General features: G+C 62.7%; 15 protein-coding genes. 5 read left to right on the top strand and 10 right to left on the bottom strand.

The window, feature by feature from the left end; translation table 11 throughout:
* Positions 1-12: 12 nt before the first annotated feature.
* The 4 genes from ACIQUB_RS28085 to ACIQUB_RS28070 all read right to left on the bottom strand — a co-directional run bounded on the left by ACIQUB_RS28085 (position 13) and on the right by ACIQUB_RS28070 (position 3,899).
* Positions 13-561, bottom strand: coding sequence for a hypothetical protein (locus tag ACIQUB_RS28085; RefSeq protein WP_047512225.1), 549 nt, complete (start codon positions 559-561; stop codon positions 13-15).
* Positions 562-765: 204 nt separating this feature from the next.
* Positions 766-1,857, bottom strand: coding sequence for a TIGR01620 family protein (locus ACIQUB_RS28080; protein ID WP_113236261.1), 1,092 nt, complete (start codon positions 1,855-1,857; stop codon positions 766-768).
* Positions 1,854-3,329, bottom strand: coding sequence for a YcjX family protein (locus tag ACIQUB_RS28075; RefSeq protein ID WP_113236262.1), 1,476 nt, complete (start codon positions 3,327-3,329; stop codon positions 1,854-1,856). Before ACIQUB_RS28075 ends, ACIQUB_RS28080 begins: the two co-directional genes overlap by 4 nt.
* A 72-nt stretch (positions 3,330-3,401) precedes the next feature.
* Positions 3,402-3,899 carry a histidine phosphatase family protein gene (locus tag ACIQUB_RS28070; protein ID WP_018900536.1) on the bottom strand — a complete coding sequence of 166 codons (498 nt, stop codon included), beginning with the start codon at positions 3,897-3,899 and terminating at the stop codon, positions 3,402-3,404.
* A gap of 274 nt (positions 3,900-4,173) precedes the next feature.
* Between ACIQUB_RS28070 and dksA the strand changes: the two genes are divergently transcribed.
* Positions 4,174-4,593, top strand: a complete 420-nt coding sequence (dksA, locus tag ACIQUB_RS28065; protein WP_018900535.1) for an RNA polymerase-binding protein DksA — start codon at positions 4,174-4,176, stop codon at positions 4,591-4,593.
* 89 nt (positions 4,594-4,682) lie between these two features.
* Here the strand turns inward: dksA and ACIQUB_RS28060 are convergent, their stop codons facing one another.
* Positions 4,683-5,783 carry a flagellar biosynthetic protein FliO gene (locus tag ACIQUB_RS28060; RefSeq protein WP_402934321.1) on the bottom strand — a complete coding sequence of 367 codons (1,101 nt, stop codon included), beginning with the start codon at positions 5,781-5,783 and terminating at the stop codon, positions 4,683-4,685.
* Positions 5,784-6,067: 284 nt separating this feature from the next.
* On the opposite strand from ACIQUB_RS28060, the gene cckA reads away from it, so the two are divergent.
* A complete protein-coding gene (gene cckA / locus ACIQUB_RS28055) occupies positions 6,068-8,668 on the top strand; it encodes a cell cycle histidine kinase CckA (RefSeq protein WP_402934318.1) in 2,601 nt (866 codons plus the stop codon).
* Between the two features lie 156 nt (positions 8,669-8,824).
* Here cckA and ACIQUB_RS28050 read toward each other — a convergent pair whose 3' ends face one another.
* Positions 8,825-9,751: a pseudouridine-5'-phosphate glycosidase gene (locus tag ACIQUB_RS28050; RefSeq protein WP_026283681.1), complete on the bottom strand. Its 927-nt coding sequence runs from the start codon at positions 9,749-9,751 to the stop codon at positions 8,825-8,827.
* Between the two features lie 28 nt (positions 9,752-9,779).
* Positions 9,780-10,724 (bottom strand): carbohydrate kinase family protein, encoded by a 945-nt coding sequence (locus ACIQUB_RS28045; RefSeq protein ID WP_113236603.1) that lies wholly within the window; start codon positions 10,722-10,724, stop codon positions 9,780-9,782.
* A gap of 240 nt (positions 10,725-10,964) precedes the next feature.
* Here ACIQUB_RS28045 and recA point away from each other — a divergent pair, with 240 nt between their 5' ends.
* From recA to ACIQUB_RS28030, 3 genes are all read left to right on the top strand, one after another.
* Entirely contained in the window at positions 10,965-12,041 is a 1,077-nt protein-coding gene (gene recA, locus ACIQUB_RS28040; RefSeq protein ID WP_047512212.1) for a recombinase RecA, read from the top strand.
* Positions 12,042-12,197: 156 nt separating this feature from the next.
* Positions 12,198-14,858 (top strand): alanine--tRNA ligase, encoded by a 2,661-nt coding sequence (gene alaS / locus ACIQUB_RS28035; protein WP_113236604.1) that lies wholly within the window; start codon positions 12,198-12,200, stop codon positions 14,856-14,858.
* Between the two features lie 136 nt (positions 14,859-14,994).
* Complete coding sequence (locus ACIQUB_RS28030) at positions 14,995-15,846, top strand: GyrI-like domain-containing protein (protein ID WP_402934313.1); 852 nt, start codon at positions 14,995-14,997, stop codon at positions 15,844-15,846.
* Between the two features lie 5 nt (positions 15,847-15,851).
* Here the strand turns inward: ACIQUB_RS28030 and ACIQUB_RS28025 are convergent, their stop codons facing one another.
* The 3 genes from ACIQUB_RS28025 to ACIQUB_RS28015 form a co-directional block, all read right to left on the bottom strand.
* Positions 15,852-16,481 (bottom strand): glutathione S-transferase family protein, encoded by a 630-nt coding sequence (locus ACIQUB_RS28025; RefSeq protein WP_113236606.1) that lies wholly within the window; start codon positions 16,479-16,481, stop codon positions 15,852-15,854.
* A gap of 95 nt (positions 16,482-16,576) precedes the next feature.
* Positions 16,577-17,023 (bottom strand): GNAT family N-acetyltransferase, encoded by a 447-nt coding sequence (locus ACIQUB_RS28020; protein WP_113236607.1) that lies wholly within the window; start codon positions 17,021-17,023, stop codon positions 16,577-16,579.
* A gap of 80 nt (positions 17,024-17,103) precedes the next feature.
* Positions 17,104-18,315 (bottom strand): NADP-dependent isocitrate dehydrogenase, encoded by a 1,212-nt coding sequence (locus tag ACIQUB_RS28015; protein WP_113236608.1) that lies wholly within the window; start codon positions 18,313-18,315, stop codon positions 17,104-17,106.
* Positions 18,316-18,502 lie beyond the last annotated feature (187 nt).

Genomic DNA, 18,502 nt, shown 5'->3' with positions numbered 1-18,502 from the left:
TGTCTCTATTGATTATTCGACCGAGCCGACGGTCATTTCGTCGACTTGGCGCGACAGGGTCAGGCCGATCACGGGGATCATCTGGCTTTCGACCTTGACGGACACCGTGACGTTCATCGTCTTGTCGTCGCGGACGCGGGCGATCATGGCGCCGTTGAGCTTGGCGCGGTTGAGGCCGACGACAACGGTGTCTTCAGTCACGGTGCCGGAGACGACGTCGAGACCCTTGCCGGCGGCGCCGTCGAGGAACTTGCCCTTGTAGCTGTTTCCTGACTGAGTGATCAGCGCGCTCATCGGCTGCTTGAAGACGCCGACGCGGCAGCTGCCGTCGAGCTTCACGCCGGTGCCGTCGGTGACGGGTTCGCCGATCAGGTTGCAGGTGAACTTGGTGCCCTTGTACTTGCCGGCGACGATCTCGCCCGGACCTCTCCAGGAGCCTGCGACGGATTCGAAGAATGCCTTGTCACGCGTGGCGGCGGTGGCTGCTGGAGCCGTTTCGGCGAAGGGCGACAGGGCGATTGCCGCAAGACCGAAGAGATAGAGAAACTTGCGCGAGTACATGGATTTTCCTTGGCGAACCATATCGCTTAACTGGCGTCAAGTTTTGCCGAAAAATGGTTAATGCTTGGTTTCCAGTGGGTCGAAAGCAGCGCATTTGCGGGCTTTTCGGTGCCCGAAGGCCACTGGCCTGTCTCGCATAAGCTATTGAATCGCATCGGATTTATGAAATCGACCGTTTGGAGCGAATGGTTTACGGATCTCGGCTCAACTGCGACCGTTGCCGTCACTCTTCGTCATCGATGGCGTGAGATCGCCGATGAAGTCACCGATTCCCGGGCGCTTCAGGGCGCGGAACGACAGCGGGCGGCAGAGGTCCATGGCGGCGATGCCGATGCGGGCGGTCATCAATCCGTTGATCACGCCTTCGCCGAGACGCGCCGAGAGCCTAGATGCCAGGCCGTGGCCGAGAACCTGCTGGACAAGGCTGTCACCGACGGCGATCGAGCCGGTGACGGCGAGATGGGCGAGAACGTCGCGCATCAGCCGCAGCATGCCGAAGGTGCCGGGCCGGCCGCCGTAGAGATCTGCCATGGCGCGGATAAGTTTGGCGGCCTCGTAGAGGACGTAGAGCAGGTCGACGATGGCGCGCGGGCTGACGGCGGTGACGACCGAGACGCGTTTGGAGGCGTTGAGGATGAGGCTGCGTGCTTGTCGATCGAGCGGCGCGAGCAGTTCGCGTTCGGCAAGTGCCACCAGATGCGGGGCGTCGATGATATCGGTCTCTGCCGCCTTCAGCGTGGCCCGGCCGCGCGCGGTCTCAGGCTTGTTAGACAACAGATGCTCCAGGCTCTTGACGAGCGCACGCGCCTTGGCGGGCTTGGTCTCCAGGATCGCCGCTTCCGCCTCGGCCTTGATCGTCTGGACGGCGGCCAGCCGCATCATGCCCGCCGTTTCCCTGACGACCATGGCGATGACCGCCAGGATGCCGATGCCGACGGCGGCAAGCGCGGTGTAACCCAGCCAGTCCGCGCGGCTGAAGAGGTTGCGGATCAGGCTGTCGGTCCAGAGCCCGAAGGCGAGCGAGAACAGCACGCCGAAAGCACCAAGCGCGATCTTGCCGAAGGAAGTACCGCGTTTGCGGGGCTGGGCGACGGGCAGGGCCGGGAGGTCCTTGTCCGGATTGATGAAGGGATCGTCCTCGTCCGGTGTCAGCGTGATCTCGCCCGAGAAAGCTGCCGGCTTGCGGGGCTCCGCTGGCGGCCGGCCGGTTTTGGCCTCCGGTTGCTCGCGCTCGTCCTCATAGGCGAAGGCGGCCGGCGCGCGGCGCGGGGGCTGGTCGGCGGACGGCTTGATCATGCGAGGCGATCTCCGAACAGAAACTGCATGGCCCGATCGAGCCGGATATGCGGCACCGACAGCTTGATGCCGCCGCCGGTCTCCTCAAGGCTCGGCGGGCGAAAGCGGACGATGTTCACGTCGGGCAGCTGCACATGCTCGTCGCCCGATTCGATGCTTGCGAACAGGGCGGAGGGATCTTCGGGCAGGTCGCCGGGAAAGATCGCGGTCTTCCTGATGCCGTCGAAGGTTTCGCCAGAAATCGTTTCACCCTCGATCGGCGTGCCGACGATGACCGGCAATTCGTGACCGTCGCGCTTGACGGTCGCCTCGCGCGTTGCCCGTACCGAGGCGAGTGCCATGACGTCGATGCCGGCGCCCGCCATGCCGATGCGCTGGATGGCGCGATCGACAAGGCGACGTGTCAGGGCGTCGAGGCGGTGGTGGCTTTCGTGATGCAGGTGGTCGGCCTTGGTGGCGGCGACGAGCACGCGGTCGATGCGGCGGCCGAGCAGCGACGACAGAAGCGAATTGGTGCCCGGGCGGAAGCAGGCGAGCACGTCCGTCAGCGCGCGCTCAAGATCCTGCACGGCCTCGGGGCCGCGATTGATTGCCTGCAGCGCATCGACAAGGACGATCTGGCGGTCGATCCGGGAGAAATGCTCGCGGAAGAACGGCTTGACGACGACCGACTTGTAAGCCTCGTAGCGCCGTTCCATCATCGACCAGAGCGATCCTTTTTCTGGTTTGCCGGTCTGCGGCAGCACCAGCGGCGCGAAGGTCAACGCCGGCGAGCCGTCGAGATCGCCGGGGAGAAGGAAGCGGCCGGGTGGGAGCGTAGAGAGGGAACGCTCATCGGCCTTGCAGGCCTTGAGGTAATCGGCGAAGGCGGTGGCGAGTTCGCGGGCGCGCATTTCGTCCGCCTGGGCGGCGATGTCGCAATCTTCTGTCAGCGCCAGCCATGGCTTGGAGAGCTCGGTCCGGATGCCTGTGCGGGCCAGCGCGATCGTCTCTTCGCTGAAAGTGCGGTAGTCCTTGGCCAGCAGCGGCAGGTCGAGCAGCCATTCGCCGGGATAATCGACGATGTCGATCGAGAGCCTGCCTGGCGAGAAGAAGCGGCTCCAGCCGCTGGCGCTCTGATAATCGATGGTCAGCCGAAGCTCGGAGATGGCGCGGGTGGAATCGGGCCAGATCCGGTCTTTCACCAGCGCCTTGATGTGATCCTCGTACTGGAAGCGCGGCACGCTGTCGTCGGGTTGCTCTTCGAGCCGCACGGCGGAGACGCGGCCGGACTGGACGGCCTCGAACAGCGGCAGGCGGCCGCCATGCAGCAGGTTATGGACTAGCGAGGAGATGAAAACCGTCTTTCCCGCCCGCGACAAGCCGGTGACGCCGAGGCGGATCGTCGGGTTGACGAGGCCGGAGGCGCGGTCCGACAGGGTGTCGAAGGCGATGCGCGCGTCGTCGGTGAAGGATGTCATGCTTGGCGGCAAGGCGAAATTCCGATTGCTGGTAGACGCCATATAGGAACCGGCACGCCGAAGAAAAAGAAGGTCGCGCGCCTGTCAGTCGATCATGAAGTCGATCAGGCGCCAGTTGTTGCGGCCCTGGTCGAAATCGAGCACGGCCAGACCACCCGGCGGAAAGCCGTTCGGCAGCGCCTGCGCCAGCAGCTGGTGGCCGATCAGCGCCTCGAGCGTCTGCTCGATGACTGGATTATGGCCGACGAGCATGACGGCGCCCATGTCCTGCTGCGCGCCGAGGATATCCAGATAGATTTCGGGCGTGGCGTTATAGAGCGCGTCGACGAAGCGGACATCGAGATTCTCGCCCATCGCGCGGTGCACGGCATCGGCCGTTTGTCGGCAGCGTATGGCGGTGGAGCTGACGACGAGGTCGGGCTTGTAGCTTTTGTCGGCCGCGTTCTCGGCCAGGATCTCGGCTGCGGCATAACCGCGCTCGCTCAGTGGGCGGTCGAAATCGCTCTGGCCGGGGGCGGGAAATGCCGCTTCGGCGTGTCTCAAAAGATAAATCCGGGAAGGCGGCGGCACGATTGCGGTCATCGGAAAGTCCCCGGTCGATTGATCTATTTCAGTAGCGCCAGCCCGGTGTCTTCGTCAACCGGCGCGCGGAATCCAGTGGGCAAGTTGCACGGCCGCTGCTACTTCAGCTGGCAAGCTGAAACGGTGGCTTTGAAAAATAGTGACGTAAAAATAGCCTGTTAGCTCAAAATTGTGACAGATTTAAAAATGTGTTTACCTAGCGGATTGGGCTTGAATCGAACGCCGTGGTCGGGATATACAGCCGCCAGATGAGATGTTCTTCAGGAGAATCGCGTTGAGTGAGAAGATCGATCTTAGCAAATACGTGCCCTCGGAAGAGGAAGAGTTCATGAACGGTAACCAGCGCGCCTATTTCAGGGCGAAGCTGATTGCCTGGAAGAACGACATCCTCAGAGAGGCGCGCGAAACCCTCGAGCATCTTGCCGAGGAAAGCGCAAACCATCCGGATCTCGCCGACAGGGCGTCGTCCGAGACGGACAGAGCCATCGAGCTGCGCGCCCGTGACCGCCAGAGAAAGCTGATATCCAAGATCGACGCCGCACTGCAGCGTATTGAGGAAGGCACTTACGGCTATTGCGAGGAAACCGGTGAACCGATCGGCCTCAAGCGTCTCGACGCTCGCCCGATCGCAACGCTGTCCATCGAAGCGCAAGAACGCCACGAGCGTCGTGAAAAAGTCTACCGGGACGAATAATCCCGGTTACATCACAAACTAAAAAAGGCACCGCCATCGCGCGGTGCCTTTTTTGTTTGCATGAAAGGGGCGGCCGTTGCCGCCGCCGATCATTTGTCGCGGTTGACGCTCATCTCGCCGAAAATGCGGGCCACCTCGTTTTGAAGGGCGGCGTCCGCACCTGTGATCGGCGCCATCTCGGGATCGCGGCGCGGCATGTTGGAGGGTGCGGGGCGAGCGGGCGCGTTCTGCACCGGCGGTGCATTGTGCATCGGCGCATTGTGCTGTGCCATTGGGCGCTCAGCCGCCAGATTGCTGGTCATTTCCTCTTCCAGAACACGCTGGAAATCGCTGGGCTGGGCCGAGGGGGCCGGGCGGGCGACGGGCTGGAACGCGGCAGGCTGCGGCGTTGGCGCCTGCGGTGCTGGCGGATAGAGGTCGACGCGCTGCGGCGGCGTGGGCGGGCTCATCACCTGCGGCTCGATCCTCTGCGGGGTCAGGACGCGCTGGCGTGCCGAATCGAGGATATCGACGGCTTCGGCCGTTTCGATCGGCGCAGGCTCCGGCCGCGAGAATACCGGAGGCTGCGGGCGCGGTGCGACGGGTGCCGGCGCGATCGATACGGGCGCGACTTGTACCGGGACAGGGCGTGGCGCGGGTTCGATCTCGGGCTCGAAGACCTGATGCTGCGGTGCCGGTGGCGGCGCGATCGGTGGGGTGTCCAGGCGCTCGGCTCTCGGCGCGAACTCTTCGATCGGCGACAGGCCACGCGTCGGCGCCGGTCGCGGTGGGGGTGGGACGATGACCGCTGGCTCTGGTTCTGTCACGGCGGATGTCATCACAGGCTCGGCTGGCCGCTCGCTGGGGGCGGGCGGCTGCGGCGCTTCCGGGCGTGCAGGCTCGCTGGTGGTCTCGACCTGCCCATCCGGGAGGATGCGGCTTTCGATGACGATATCGGAGGGGCCGCCGATCATGATCAGATGTTCGACATCGTCGCGGCGCACCAGCACGAGGCGGCGGCGGGCATCGACGGCGGCGGCGTCGAGAACCTGAAGGCGTGGCTGGCGGTTGCGGCCGCCGCGAACGAAGGGCGAGGATGCCCGGTTACGCATGATCCAGAGGACCGCGACAAGCAGCAGCAGGGCGATGGCCACGCCGCCCGCGGCAATGATGAAGCGGCTGCCATAAGATTCCATGATGCCATCGAACATAGTCACGTACTCCTTTGCGGCGTTCAACCACATGACGACTTTTAAGCTTCCTAGACAAGGGGGAGGCGGCTTGTCCAGTCACCGAAAGGTGCGACGCAATGTCTGTGGAACGTCTCAATCTACATTTAACGGCAAAACTGGCGCTGTAGCTTGTGAATTCAATCACTCTTCATGGAGTGTGGTGTTTTTGGTGAGGCAGCAAATTGCTAAGAAGGAAGAGGCGCCTGATTCCTGCTTCGTCTGTTAGTCACGAATGAAGGCCGGCGGGCAATGCGAGGAAGTACATGACGAAATCCCGTCAGGCCGACAATTTTAGCGAACCGCTCGTGGACCGTGGAGGGCGCGCGGGAACCGCCGTGCGGATCCTGCTTCTGGCGCTGGTGCTGATCGGCGTCGCCGCCGCCTTCGTGGTGTTCAAGACCTCGCTCGACAATGAGATGGTGCTCGGCGTTCTCGGCGTGCTCGCCATGGTCGGCATCTTCTTCCTGGTGTCGTCGATCATCGGCTTCATCGAGGTGATGCCGCAGCGCCAGTCGGACAGCCTTGCCCGCGCCTTTCTCAACAGCCATCCCGACGGATCGCTGATCACCGACGAAAAAGGCCGTATGGTCTACGCCAATGCCGCCTATGGCGCGCTGACCGGCGCCCGTAAGCCGACCGAGGTGCAGACGCTGGAAGCGCTTCTGTCGCGCCACCGTGAATCCAACGAAGCGCTGTATAGGCTCTCGAACGGCCTGCGCGAAGGACGCGAGGGGCGCGAGGAGTTCCGGCTGCTGCGCGCGCTGGGGCCATCGCCGAACGGATCCGGCGCCCATTGGTACCGCCTGAAGGCGCGTATCCTGCAGAGCGAAGAAAGCGGCGGGCGGCCGCTGCATATCTGGCAAATCAGCGACATCACGTCGGAGCGCGACGACCAGGAGCGGTTCTTCAAGGAACTGCAGAACGCCATCGATTATCTCGACCATGCGCCTGCCGGCTTCTTTTCGGCGGGTCGCAAGGGAGAAATCTTCTATCTCAACGCGACGCTTGCCGAGTGGCTGGGGATCGACCTCACCAAGTTCATTCCCGGCTCGATGACGATCGGCGACATGGTTGCCGGCGAGGGGCTGGCGCTGATTCAGTCCGTGCAGGCCGATCCCGGTCTGCAGAAGACGGTGACCCTCGATCTCGACCTGAAGAAATCAAACGGCCAGGGCGTTCCGGTGCAGATCGTTCACAGCGTCACCTCGATGCGCGACGGTGCGCCAGGCGAGAGCCGGTCGATCGTTCTGACGCGGCGCGACAGCACGGCTGGGGATCAGTCGGCGTCGGCTGCATCGATGCGTTTCACGCGCTTCTTCAACAACACGCCGATGGCGATCGCCTCCGTCGATGGCGATGGCCGTATCCTCAGGACCAATGCGCCATTCCTGAAACTCTTTTCCGGCATCGTGTCGCGCGATGACGTCGAGAACGGCGCGCTGTTCGAGACCATCGTGCAGGATGTCGACAAGCCGAGGCTGCAGGGCGCGCTTGCCGCCGCTAAGGACCGGCAGGGCGATATTCCTCCGCTCGATTCCAAGACGCAGGCCGATGACAACAGGCATTTCCGCTTCTACGTCAACGCCGTGATCGACCAGAGCGATGAAGCGCCTGAAGAGGCCGCGATCGTCTACGCAGTCGAGGTGACGGAGCAGAAGGCGCTCGAGGCGCAGATGGCGCAGACGCAGAAGATGAACGCGGTGGGCACGCTCGCCGGCGGTATCGCGCACGACTTCAACAACGTGTTGACCGCCATCCTTCTGTCGTCCGACCACCTGCTGTTGCAGGCGCGGCCGGCCGATCCTGGTTTCGCCGATCTGATGGAGATCAAGCGCAACGCCAACCGTGCGGCCGTTTTGGTGCGCCAGCTGCTTGCCTTCTCGCGCAAGCAGACGATGCGGCCGAGCGTGCTCAATCTTACTGACGTCGTCGGCGATCTGAGAATGCTGGTCGACCGGCTGCTGTCGGGGACCAACGTCAAGCTCGATGTCGAATACGGGCGTGATCTCTGGCCTGTGAAGACCGACCTGTCGCAGTTCGAGCAGGTGCTGATCAACCTGTGCGTCAATGCGCGCGACGCGATGCCCGAGGGCGGCAAGCTGACCGTGCGCACGAAGAACGCGACGGCCGCCGAGGTCGCCGCCTTCAACTACTCCTACATGCCGCACGAGGACATGGTTCTGGTCGAGGTGTCCGACAACGGCACCGGCATCGCGCCTGAAATCATGGACAAGATCTTCGAACCCTTCTTCACCACCAAGGAGGTGGGCAAGGGCACGGGCCTCGGGCTCGCGATGGTCTACGGCATCGTCAAGCAGTCAGGCGGCTACATCCAGCCGGAATCGGAAGTCGGCAAGGGCACGACCTTCCGTGTCTTCCTGCCGCGCCATATCGTCGAGCCGGCGATCGCAGCCGAGGCCGATGCGGTCACGCCGAGCGCCGACAACGTCGTTGCCCTCTCGCCGGCCAAGCCTGAGCAGCCAGAGGATCTGACAGGATCGGCGGTCATCCTGCTCGTGGAGGACGAGGAGGCGGTGCGCCGCGGCGGCAAGCGGATGCTGGAGACGCGCGGCTACACGGTTCACGAGGCGGGATCGGGTGTCGAAGCGCTCGACATCATGGATGAGCTCGATGGCAAGGTGGATATCGTCGTCTCCGACGTCGTCATGCCTGAAATGGACGGGCCTTCGCTGTTGCGCGAACTGCGCAAGAAATATCCGGATCTGAAGTTCATCTTCGTCTCGGGCTATGCCGAGGACGCATTCGCGCGCAACCTGCCGCCAGAGTCCAAGTTCGGGTTCCTGCCGAAGCCGTTCTCGCTGAAGCAGCTGGCTGTGGTGGTCAAGGAGACGCTTGAGGGGTGAGGTGCGGAGGTGCGCTCTTGTAGGGCTTGCCGTGTGAGACCCCCCTCTGTCCTGCCGGACATCTCCCCCACAAGGGGGGAGATCGGCTAGGGGCGGTCGCTAGCTTCACTTTATTGGCGAAAACGCTCGGCCAATGGGGCATCAGCCCATCAAGTGTCAGGCGTTAAGCGCTACCGCGATTTCTCCTGCGAGACGGGCGTTGTTTTCCACCAGTGCGATGTTGGTCTTCAGGCTCTGGCCGTCGGTCAGGTCGAAGATGGTGCTCAGCAGGTAGGGCGTGACGGCCTTGCCGGAGATTTCGTCGCGTTCGGCGCTGTCGAGCGCGCGCTGGATGTAGATTTCCATCTCTTCGGCCGGGATTTCGTCGGCCTCGGGCACCGGATTGGCGATCAGCATGCCGCCGTCGATGCCGAGCTGTTCGCGCACCGTCTGGAAGTTGGCGATGGCCGCCGGGCTGTTCAGCGTCAGCGGGCTGCGCAGGCCTGATGAGCGCGACCAGAAGGCCGGGAATTCTTCGCTTTCGTAGGTGACAACGGGAACGCCAGCGGTTTCCAGCACTTCCAGCGTCTTCGGCACGTCGAGGATCGCCTTGGCGCCGGCGCAGACGACGATGACGCCGGTGCGGGCGAGTTCTTCCAGATCGGCGGAGATGTCGAAGCTCTCTTCCGCGCCGCGATGCACGCCACCGATGCCGCCGGTCGCGAAGACCTTGATGCCGGCGCGTTCGGCGGCGATCATCGTCGCGGCGACGGTGGTTGCGCCGTGGCGGCGCTCGGCGATCGCGAAGGCGAGGTCGGCGCGCGAGACCTTCAGCACATCCTTGGCCTTGGCCAGCTGCTCGAGCTCTTCGGCTTCAAGCCCGATGTGGAGCGTGCCGTGGATGACGGCGATGGTGGCGGGGACGGCACCCTGTTCGCGGATGATCGATTCGACGCTGCGGGCCATCTCGATATTCCCGGGGTAGGGCATGCCGTGGGTGATGATCGTCGATTCGAGCGCCACGATCGGCGCGCCACGCTGCTTGGCGCTCGCCACTTCCTTGGAATAGGTGATCGGCAGCTTGGAGGAGAGAGTGTTCGTCATCGGATCTTCCATTTCGTCTGATTGGGTTTCAATGCAGAATTCTCGCCGGCGGGACAAGAGCCAGAGCCTGTTTCAGCAGATCGGCGGAGAGATTTTCGTTGACCGCATTAGGCGACTGGACCGTCAGCGCTGCAGCAGCCGCTCCCTCGCGGATGGCCTCGCTCATCGGTAGCCCGCGCAAAAGTGCTGCGATAACGCCCGAAGCGAGGGAATCGCCGGCACCGGTCACGTCGGACACGTGCTCGACATTGGCCGGCTGCAGCGCGGCGACATGGCCTGCGGAAAAGGCGATCAGCTCGCGCTGTCCCCGGGTGACGACACCGCCCCTGAGGCCGATATCACCGAGCAGTGACGGCCAGTGGACGGGGTTTTCCGGCCGCTCGCCGGTCAGCGCCGTTGCCTCGGCCTCGTTCAGGAAGAGATGGTCGATCCCCTGCATGCAGGCTTTCAGCTTCACCGCCTTGGCCGGCGAGATGGCGATCGCCGCCACCGGCTTGCCGAGCGCCTTGGCGCGCGCGGTGATCGACACCAGCGTCTCCTCCGGCAGGTTCGCATCGAAGAGGATCATGTCGGTCGCCGAAAACGCGTCGCGCACCGAGCGGATCGACAGGCGGCGCGGCACGAACATGCGGTAGAGATCCATGTCGGCCAGCGCGATCACCAGATTGCCGTCGCGTTCGATGATCGCGGTATAGCTCGGCGTCTTGCGGTCCAGAAAGATGAAGGGGCGGTCGTTGACGCCGGCGAGATCGGCGGCTTCGCTCACCATCTCTCCGGTCGGGTCGCCGCCACGTGGCGAGATCATGGTGACGTCGAAGCCGAGGCGAGCGAGGTTGCGGGCCGCGTTGAAGCCGCCGCCGCCGGCTTCCTCGAACCAGGAGCCGGGGTTGCTGGCGCCATCTGCCGTGGCGCCCGATATGCGGCCCCGGCGATCGATATGGGCACCGCCAAGCACGAGAATCTTCTTGCTCATCTCATCGCTCCGAAATGCAGTCTTGGCCGAATCGTGCGGCCTCCGGAAGCGCGGTCAGCCGCCGTCCAGGTGCTGTAAGCTCTTGCTTTGCATGGATAAAACAAATGTAGAACACAGGCCGTTTTACCTCTTTCTTTCAATGCTTTGAACGGCACTTGCGTGATGAGAACAAATGCGGTACAAAATCGACATCGGCGGCGACATTGCTTGAGCGGCTTCAATAACCTAAAGGTGGATCGAATGTCACAGAATACATTGCGGCTTGTAGAGGACAAATCGGTGGACAAAAGCAAGGCACTTGAAGCGGCACTCTCACAGATCGAGCGGTCGTTCGGCAAGGGCTCTATCATGAAGCTCGGCTCGAACGAGGGCGTGGTCGAGATCGAGACCGTTTCGACGGGCTCTCTCGGACTGGATATCGCACTCGGGATCGGCGGTCTTCCCAAGGGACGTATCATCGAAATTTACGGGCCGGAAAGCTCGGGTAAGACGACGCTGGCGCTGCAGACGATCGCGGAAGCCCAGAAGAAGGGCGGCATCTGCGCCTTCGTCGACGCCGAACACGCGCTTGATCCGGTTTACGCTCGCAAGCTGGGCGTCGATCTGCACAATCTGCTGATCTCGCAGCCGGATACGGGCGAACAGGCGCTCGAAATCACCGACACGCTGGTGCGCTCCGGTGCCGTCGACGTGCTGGTCGTGGACTCGGTTGCGGCGCTGACGCCGCGCGCCGAAATCGAAGGCGAGATGGGCGACAGCCTTCCTGGTCTGCAGGCGCGACTGATGAGCCAAGCGCTGCGCAAGCTGACGGCCTCGATTTCGAAGTCGAAGACCATGGTCATCTTCATCAACCAGATCCGCATGAAGATCGGCGTCATGTTCGGTTCGCCTGAGACGACGACGGGTGGTAACGCGCTGAAGTTCTACGCCTCGGTTCGCCTCGACATCCGCCGCATCGGCGCCGTCAAGGAGCGCGAAGAGGTGATCGGTAACCAGACGCGCGTCAAGGTCGTCAAGAACAAGATGGCGCCTCCCTTCAAGCAGGTCGAATTCGACATCATGTACGGCGAAGGCGTATCGAAGACCGGCGAGCTGGTCGACCTCGGCGTCAAGGCCGGGATCGTCGAGAAGTCCGGCGCCTGGTTCTCCTATAACAGCCAGCGTCTCGGCCAGGGCCGCGAGAACGCCAAGACGTTCCTGCGCGATAATCCCGAGCTGATGCGCGAGATCGAAACCTCGATCCGCCAGAACGCCGGCCTGATCGCCGATCAGCTGCAGAATGGCGGCCCTGACGCCAACGATTCCGACGGCGAATAAGCCTCAATCCACGACTGAATAGTTCAAAGCCGGCTGCATTCCTTGATCAGAATGCAGCCGGTTTTGTTTGTCTGCTGGACAGTGGTTAACGTCGGCGATAAAAGCCACTGAATTTTCAAGATTTGACCTGCCTTGGGCAGCACTGAAGGGCATAGCATGAGCGGTGTGAACGAAATCCGATCGACCTTCCTCGACTACTTCAAGAAGAACGGCCACGAGATCGTTTCATCGAGCCCGCTGGTGCCGCGCAACGACCCGACGCTGATGTTCACGAACGCCGGCATGGTGCAATTCAAGAACGTCTTCACCGGTCTCGAGCAGCGTCCCTACAAGACGGCGTCGACCGCGCAGAAGTGCGTGCGCGCCGGCGGCAAGCATAACGACCTCGACAATGTCGGCTATACTGCGCGCCACCATACCTTCTTCGAAATGCTCGGCAATTTCTCCTTCGGCGATTACTTCAAGGAGCAGGCGATCGAGCATGCCTGGACGCTGATCACCAAGGAGTTCGGCATCGACGCCAAGCGTCTGCTGGTCACCGTCTATCACACCGACGACGAGGCCTTTAATCTCTGGAAGAAGATCGCCGGCCTCTCCGACGACAAGATCATCCGCATTCCGACCAGCGACAATTTCTGGGCGATGGGTGACACCGGCCCGTGCGGCCCCTGTTCCGAGATCTTCTACGATCACGGCGATCATATCTGGGGCGGCCCTCCCGGCTCGCCGGAAGAAGACGGCGATCGCTTCATCGAGATCTGGAACCTCGTCTTCATGCAGTACGAGCAGATCACCAAGGAAGAGCGCGTCGACCTGCCGCGTCCGTCGATCGACACCGGCATGGGTCTCGAGCGTATCGCAGCTCTGCTGCAGGGCAAGCACGACAATTACGACATCGACCTGTTCCGCGCGCTGATCTCGGCATCCGAGGAAGCAACAGGCGTCAAGGCCGAGGGTGAGCAGCGCGCCAGCCATCGCGTCATCGCCGATCACCTGCGTTCGTCCGCATTCCTGATCGCCGACGGCGTTCTGCCGTCCGCCGAAGGCCGCGGCTACGTGCTTCGTCGCATCATGCGCCGCGCCATGCGCCATGCCGAACTGCTCGGCGCCCGCGAGCCGCTGATGTGGAAGCTTTTGCCTGCGCTGATCCAGCAGATGGGCCGCGCCTATCCGGAGCTGGTGCGCGCAGAAGCCTTGATCACCGAGACGCTGAAGCTCGAAGAGACCAAGTTCCGCACGACGCTGAAGCGCGGTCTGTCGCTTCTGTCGGATGCCACGACGACGCTCGGCAAGGGCGACATGCTCGACGGCGAGACCGCCTTCAAGCTCTACGACACCTACGGCTTCCCGCTCGACCTGACGCAGGACGCGCTGCGCGCCCGCGAAATCAACGTCGATCTCGCCGGCTTCACCGACGCCATGGAGCGCCAGAAGGCAGAGGCACGCTCGCATTGGGCAGGTTCCGGCGACAAGGCGACCGAGACGATCTGGTTCGAACTGCGCGACAAGCACGGCGCCACCGAATTCCTCGGCTATGACACCGAGACCGCCGAAGGCGTGGTCCAGGCGATCGTCAAGGACGGCGCTGCCGTCGGCGAAGCGGCCAAGGGCGACAAGGTGCAGATCGTCGTCAACCAGACGCCGTTCTATGGCGAATCCGGTGGCCAGATGGGCGATGCGGGTGTCATTTCTTCCGATAACGCCAAGATCGAAATCACTGATACGCAAAAGCGCGGCGAGGGGCTGTTCGTTCACACGGGCACCGTCGTCGAAGGCTTGGTCAAGGCCGGCGATGCCGTGGCATTGACCGTCGATCACGCCCGCCGTTCGCATATCCGCGCCAACCACTCGGCGACCCATCTGCTGCATGAGGCACTGCGCGAGGTGCTCGGCACCCATGTCGCCCAGAAGGGCTCGCTGGTCACGCCGGATCGCCTGCGCTTCGACGTCTCGCATCCGAAGCCGATGACGGCGGAAGAGCTCAAGGTGGTCGAGGATATGGCCAATGAAATCATTCTGCAGAATTCGCCGGTCACGACCCGACTGATGAGCGTCGACGACGCCCGCGCCGAGGGCGCGATGGCGTTGTTCGGCGAAAAATACGGCGACGAAGTCCGCGTCGTGTCCATGGGTCAGGGCCTGCATGGCGCGAAGACAGGCAAGCCTTACTCGATCGAACTTTGCGGAGGCACGCACGTGTCTGCGACCGGTGACATCGGTCTCGTACGCATTCTCGGTGACAGCGCCGTCAGCTCCGGCGTTCGCCGTCTTGAGGCCGTCACCGGCGAAGCGGCGCGTGCCTATCTCGCCGAACAGGACGAGCGCGTGAAGGCGCTGGCGACCTCGCTCAAGGTTCAGCCGGCCGACGTGCTGACGCGCGTTGAAGCGCTGATGGACGAGCGCCGCAAGCTCGAGAAGGAATTGGCGGATGCCAAGCGCAAGCTCGCCATGGGTGGCGGGCAGGGCGCCTCGGAAGAGGCCGTGCGTGACATCGCCGGCGTCAAGTTCCTCGGCAAGGCCATCTCCGGCGTCGATCCAAAGGATCTCAAGGGTCTGGCGGACGACGGCAAGGCAAGCCTCGGCTCCGGCGTCGTGACCCTGATCGGCGTCTCCGAAGACGGCAAGGCCAGCGCCGTGGTCGCGGTCACCGCTGATCTCGTCGGTCGTTTCAGCGCCGTCGATCTGGTCCGCGTCGCATCCGCCGCTCTCGGCGGCAAGGGTGGCGGCGGCCGTCCCGACATGGCGCAGGCCGGCGGTCCGGATGGATCGAAGGCCGACGAGGCGCTCGAGGCCGTCGCGGCTGCGCTGGCTGGCTGATCGGCCTTTTCTGACTGGATTGCGAAAGGCGGGTGCTTCGGGTGCCCGCCTTTTTCTTTTGCGCCGGCAATTCAGCAGGATTTGTCAAATCGCGTTATGTTTGTCTGCAGCCGGTCAACTGGCATGAGGTTTCGACATGAACGGCACCACGGCATGGGCACTCTACGAAAGCCGCCTGAGGCGGGTTTCGGCCTATATCCATGATCATCTCGATGAAGAGCTGGATATGGACACGCTCGCCGAGATCGCCTGCATGTCGAGCTATCACTGGCACCGGATCTATCGCGCGGTTCATGGAGAGACGCTGACGGCGACCGTCAAGCGGCTGAGACTGCATCGCGCGGCGGGCGATATCGTCCGTTCGGATCTCGGTATCGGGGAGATTGCCAGGCGATCCGGCTATCCCAACCTCCAGTCTTTCAACCGCATTTTCAAATCGGTCTACGGCATGCCGCCGGCCCGTTATCGGAAAGAGGGAAGCCACACGGAGTTCCAACCCTCACCTAACGGAAGGACCAAAGCCATGTTCAACGTTACCTTACGGAAGATCGAGCCCATCGCGCTTGTCGGCGTGCGCCACACAGGCTCCTATATGCAGATCAGCAAGGCGTTCGAGGTTCTCTTCGGTACGCTCCACGCGCGCGGGCTGGCGAGGCCCGATATGCGGATGATCGGCGTCTATTTCGATGATCCCGATCTCGTGTCGGCCGAAGAGCTTCGCTCCATTGCCTGTGTCTCAGTGCAAGGCGAGATTAAGGTCGAGGCACCGCTTGAGCCCTTCACCCTCGACGGCGGGGAGTATGCGGTGCTCAGCCACAAGGGACCCTATGCCGATATGCACAAGGCCTATCAGTGGCTGTTTTCCGAATGGCTGCCGACCTCGGGCCGGCAGCTGCGTGACGGGCTGATGTTCGAGGACTACCTAAACAATCCGCGCGACGTACCGCCGACAGAGTTGGTCACCGAGATCTACATGCCGCTCGCATGAGCCCGTCAGGCGCTCTTCTGCAGCGCCTTGGTGGCTTCGTCATCGATTATGTTCGCCTTCTTATAGGCGGCACGGTCGGTGACGCGGGCGACGTAATCGGCAAAGGCTTGGCGTTTCTCGAAGGTGCCGAATCCGAGGCCCCAGCCGACATGCGAGCCGACATAGACGTCGGCCGCCGTAAAGCGGTTGCCGGCGATATAGGGCGAGGCACTGACGGCTTTTTCGAGCGTGTCCATCACGTCGGCATAGCTGCCATATCCCGCCATCCGGCTCTTGTCTGCCGGCGTGTGGAAGCCGAGGGCGCGGTTGGTGGTGGCTGCTTCCAGCGGGCCCGCGGCGAAGAACATCCAGCGATAGTAGCTGCCGCGTTCTTCGGCCGTCGGCGCAAGGCCTGCTTCCGGAAAAGCTTCGGCCAGATAGGCGCAGATGGCGGCGCATTCGGTGACGACAGTCTTGCCGTGGCGGATCGCCGGCACCTTGCCCATCGGGTTGATGGCAAGATAATCCGGCGCCTTCATGCTGCTTTCGAAGCCGAGGACCTCGGTCGTATAGGGAGCGCCGGTTTCCTCCAGCATCCAGCGGGCGATCCGTCCGCGTGACATCGGGTTGGTGTAGAATATCAGTTCGTCGGCCATGGTGTTCTCCTCGTTTTTTACATAACTGGCGCGGGCCAGCGGCGAGGCAACGTCTATGGCATGGCGATGTCAGATTTTGGCAGTAGCGGTACCAGTCAGAGCGCCTTGCGATACTGGATGAAGCCGGAGCGCTCGGCAATGCGGTCGTAAAGCTTGCGGGCCGTGGCGTTGGTCTCGTGGGTCATCCAGTAGAGCCGGCCGGCGCCATGCTCGCGCGCAAGATCGGCGACGGCCTCGATCAATGCCGCGCCGGTTCCGAGCCCGCGTTGGCTGTCGTCGACATAGAGATCCTGCAGGTAGCAGGTCCATTTCGGCAACCAGGTGGAGCGGTGAAAGATCGCGTGCACGATGCCGACCAGCCTGCCGTCGCCATCGAAGGCGCCGAGTGCGTGCATCGGCTCCGCGGGGTCATGGAAACGGCCCCAGGTCAGGTCCGTGGTCTCCTCGGGGATCGCGACTTCGTAGAAGCGCTGATAGCCGGTCCAGAGCGGCTCCCAGGCGCTGCGGTCCGATGGCTTTAGCGGGCGGATGGTCGTGGTCATCTTATTGTTCCCCTCCTGATGTCCCTGAAACGAAAACGGCGGGGAAAACCCCGCCGCATCGTTCGCATATTCTGGATGGCTTATGCCATGGCCTTCTGCAGGTTTTCGTCGATCTTGTCGAGGAAAGCCGTGGTCGAGAGCCAGGGCTGATCTGGGCCGATCAGCAGCGCCAGGTCCTTGGTCATGAAGCCGGCTTCGACCGTGTCGACGCAGACCTTTTCGAGCGTGGCCGCGAACTTCGCCAGTTCGGCGTTGTCGTCGAGCTTGGCGCGGTGCGCGAGGCCACGGGTCCAGGCGAAGATCGAGGCGATCGAGTTGGTCGAGGTTTCCTGGCCCTTCTGGTGCTGGCGGTAGTGACGCGTCACCGTGCCATGTGCGGCTTCGGCTTCGACGGTCTTGCCATCCGGCGTGAGCAGAACGGAGGTCATCAGGCCGAGCGAGCCGAAGCCCTGGGCAACGGTGTCGGACTGCACGTCGCCGTCGTAGTTCTTGCAGGCCCAGACATAGCCGCCGGACCACTTCAGAGCGGATGCGACCATGTCGTCGATCAGGCGGTGCTCGTAGGTGATGCCGATTTCCTTGAACTGATCCTGGAATTCAGCCTCGTAGACTTCCTGGAAGATGTCCTTGAAGCGGCCGTCATAGGCCTTGAGGATGGTGTTCTTGGTCGACAGGTAAACCGGCCACTTGCGCATCAGGCCGTACATCATCGAGGCGCGGGCGAATTCGCGGATCGACTCGTCGAGGTTGTACATGGCCATGGCCACGCCGGCGCCGGGAGCGTCGAATACTTCCTTTTCGATGACCTGGCCGTCTTCACCGACAAACTTGATGGTCAGCTTGCCCTTGCCCGGGAACTTGAAATCGGTGGCGCGGTACTGGTCGCCGAAGGCGTGACGGCCGACGACGATCGGCTTGGTCCAGCCGGGAACGAGGCGCGGAACGTTCTGGCAGATGATCGGTTCGCGGAAGATGACGCCGCCGAGGATGTTGCGGATCGTGCCGTTCGGGCTCTTCCACATCTGCTTGAGGTTGAATTCCTTGACGCGGTCTTCATCCGGCGTGATCGTCGCGCACTTGATGCCGACGCCGTGCTTCTTGATGGCGTTGGCGGCATCAACAGTCACCTGGTCGTTGGTGGCGTCGCGGTTTTCGACGGAGAGGTCGAAATAGTCGATGTCGAGGTCGAGATACGGATGGATCAGCTTGTCCTTGATAAGCTGCCAGATGATGCGCGTCATTTCATCGCCGTCGAGATCGGCGACGGGGTTGGCGACCTTGATCTTCTTCATGTATCTGCCTCGTTAAGCTTTTGAGGGACATGCGTCCCTGGTGGGTGATATAAAATCACGTGGGCTATAGCATTGTGCGCCCGGAGTGCAAAGCCGCAAGCAGGGCCGATTTGTGTGTTTTTGCGCCATTGCCAAGACACGGAAAATGGCTAGTCTCCGCGCAAAACCATTGCCTCGGACATTTGAT

Source organism: Rhizobium sp. NPDC090275 (assembly GCF_044772225.1).
Classification (GTDB): domain Bacteria; phylum Pseudomonadota; class Alphaproteobacteria; order Rhizobiales; family Rhizobiaceae; genus Rhizobium.
The sequence above is the reverse complement of the archived record's forward strand: the minus strand, read 5'-3'. Positions and strand labels throughout refer to the sequence as shown.

Coding starts and splice junctions, on each gene's coding strand:
- ACIQUB_RS28085 (WP_047512225.1), bottom strand. CDS start 561: ATGTACTCGCGCAAGTTTCTCTATCTCTTCGGTCTTGCGGCAATCGCC.
- ACIQUB_RS28080 (WP_113236261.1), bottom strand. CDS start 1,857: ATGATCAAGCCGTCCGCCGACCAGCCCCCGCGCCGCGCGCCGGCCGCC.
- ACIQUB_RS28070 (WP_018900536.1), bottom strand. CDS start 3,899: ATGACCGCAATCGTGCCGCCGCCTTCCCGGATTTATCTTTTGAGACAC.
- ACIQUB_RS28060 (WP_402934321.1), bottom strand. CDS start 5,783: ATGTTCGATGGCATCATGGAATCTTATGGCAGCCGCTTCATCATTGCC.
- cckA (WP_402934318.1), top strand. CDS start 6,068: ATGACGAAATCCCGTCAGGCCGACAATTTTAGCGAACCGCTCGTGGAC.
- ACIQUB_RS28050 (WP_026283681.1), bottom strand. CDS start 9,751: ATGACGAACACTCTCTCCTCCAAGCTGCCGATCACCTATTCCAAGGAA.
- ACIQUB_RS28045 (WP_113236603.1), bottom strand. CDS start 10,724: ATGAGCAAGAAGATTCTCGTGCTTGGCGGTGCCCATATCGATCGCCGG.
- recA (WP_047512212.1), top strand. CDS start 10,965: ATGTCACAGAATACATTGCGGCTTGTAGAGGACAAATCGGTGGACAAA.
- alaS (WP_113236604.1), top strand. CDS start 12,198: ATGAGCGGTGTGAACGAAATCCGATCGACCTTCCTCGACTACTTCAAG.
- ACIQUB_RS28030 (WP_402934313.1), top strand. CDS start 14,995: ATGAACGGCACCACGGCATGGGCACTCTACGAAAGCCGCCTGAGGCGG.
- ACIQUB_RS28025 (WP_113236606.1), bottom strand. CDS start 16,481: ATGGCCGACGAACTGATATTCTACACCAACCCGATGTCACGCGGACGG.
- ACIQUB_RS28020 (WP_113236607.1), bottom strand. CDS start 17,023: ATGACCACGACCATCCGCCCGCTAAAGCCATCGGACCGCAGCGCCTGG.
- ACIQUB_RS28015 (WP_113236608.1), bottom strand. CDS start 18,315: ATGAAGAAGATCAAGGTCGCCAACCCCGTCGCCGATCTCGACGGCGAT.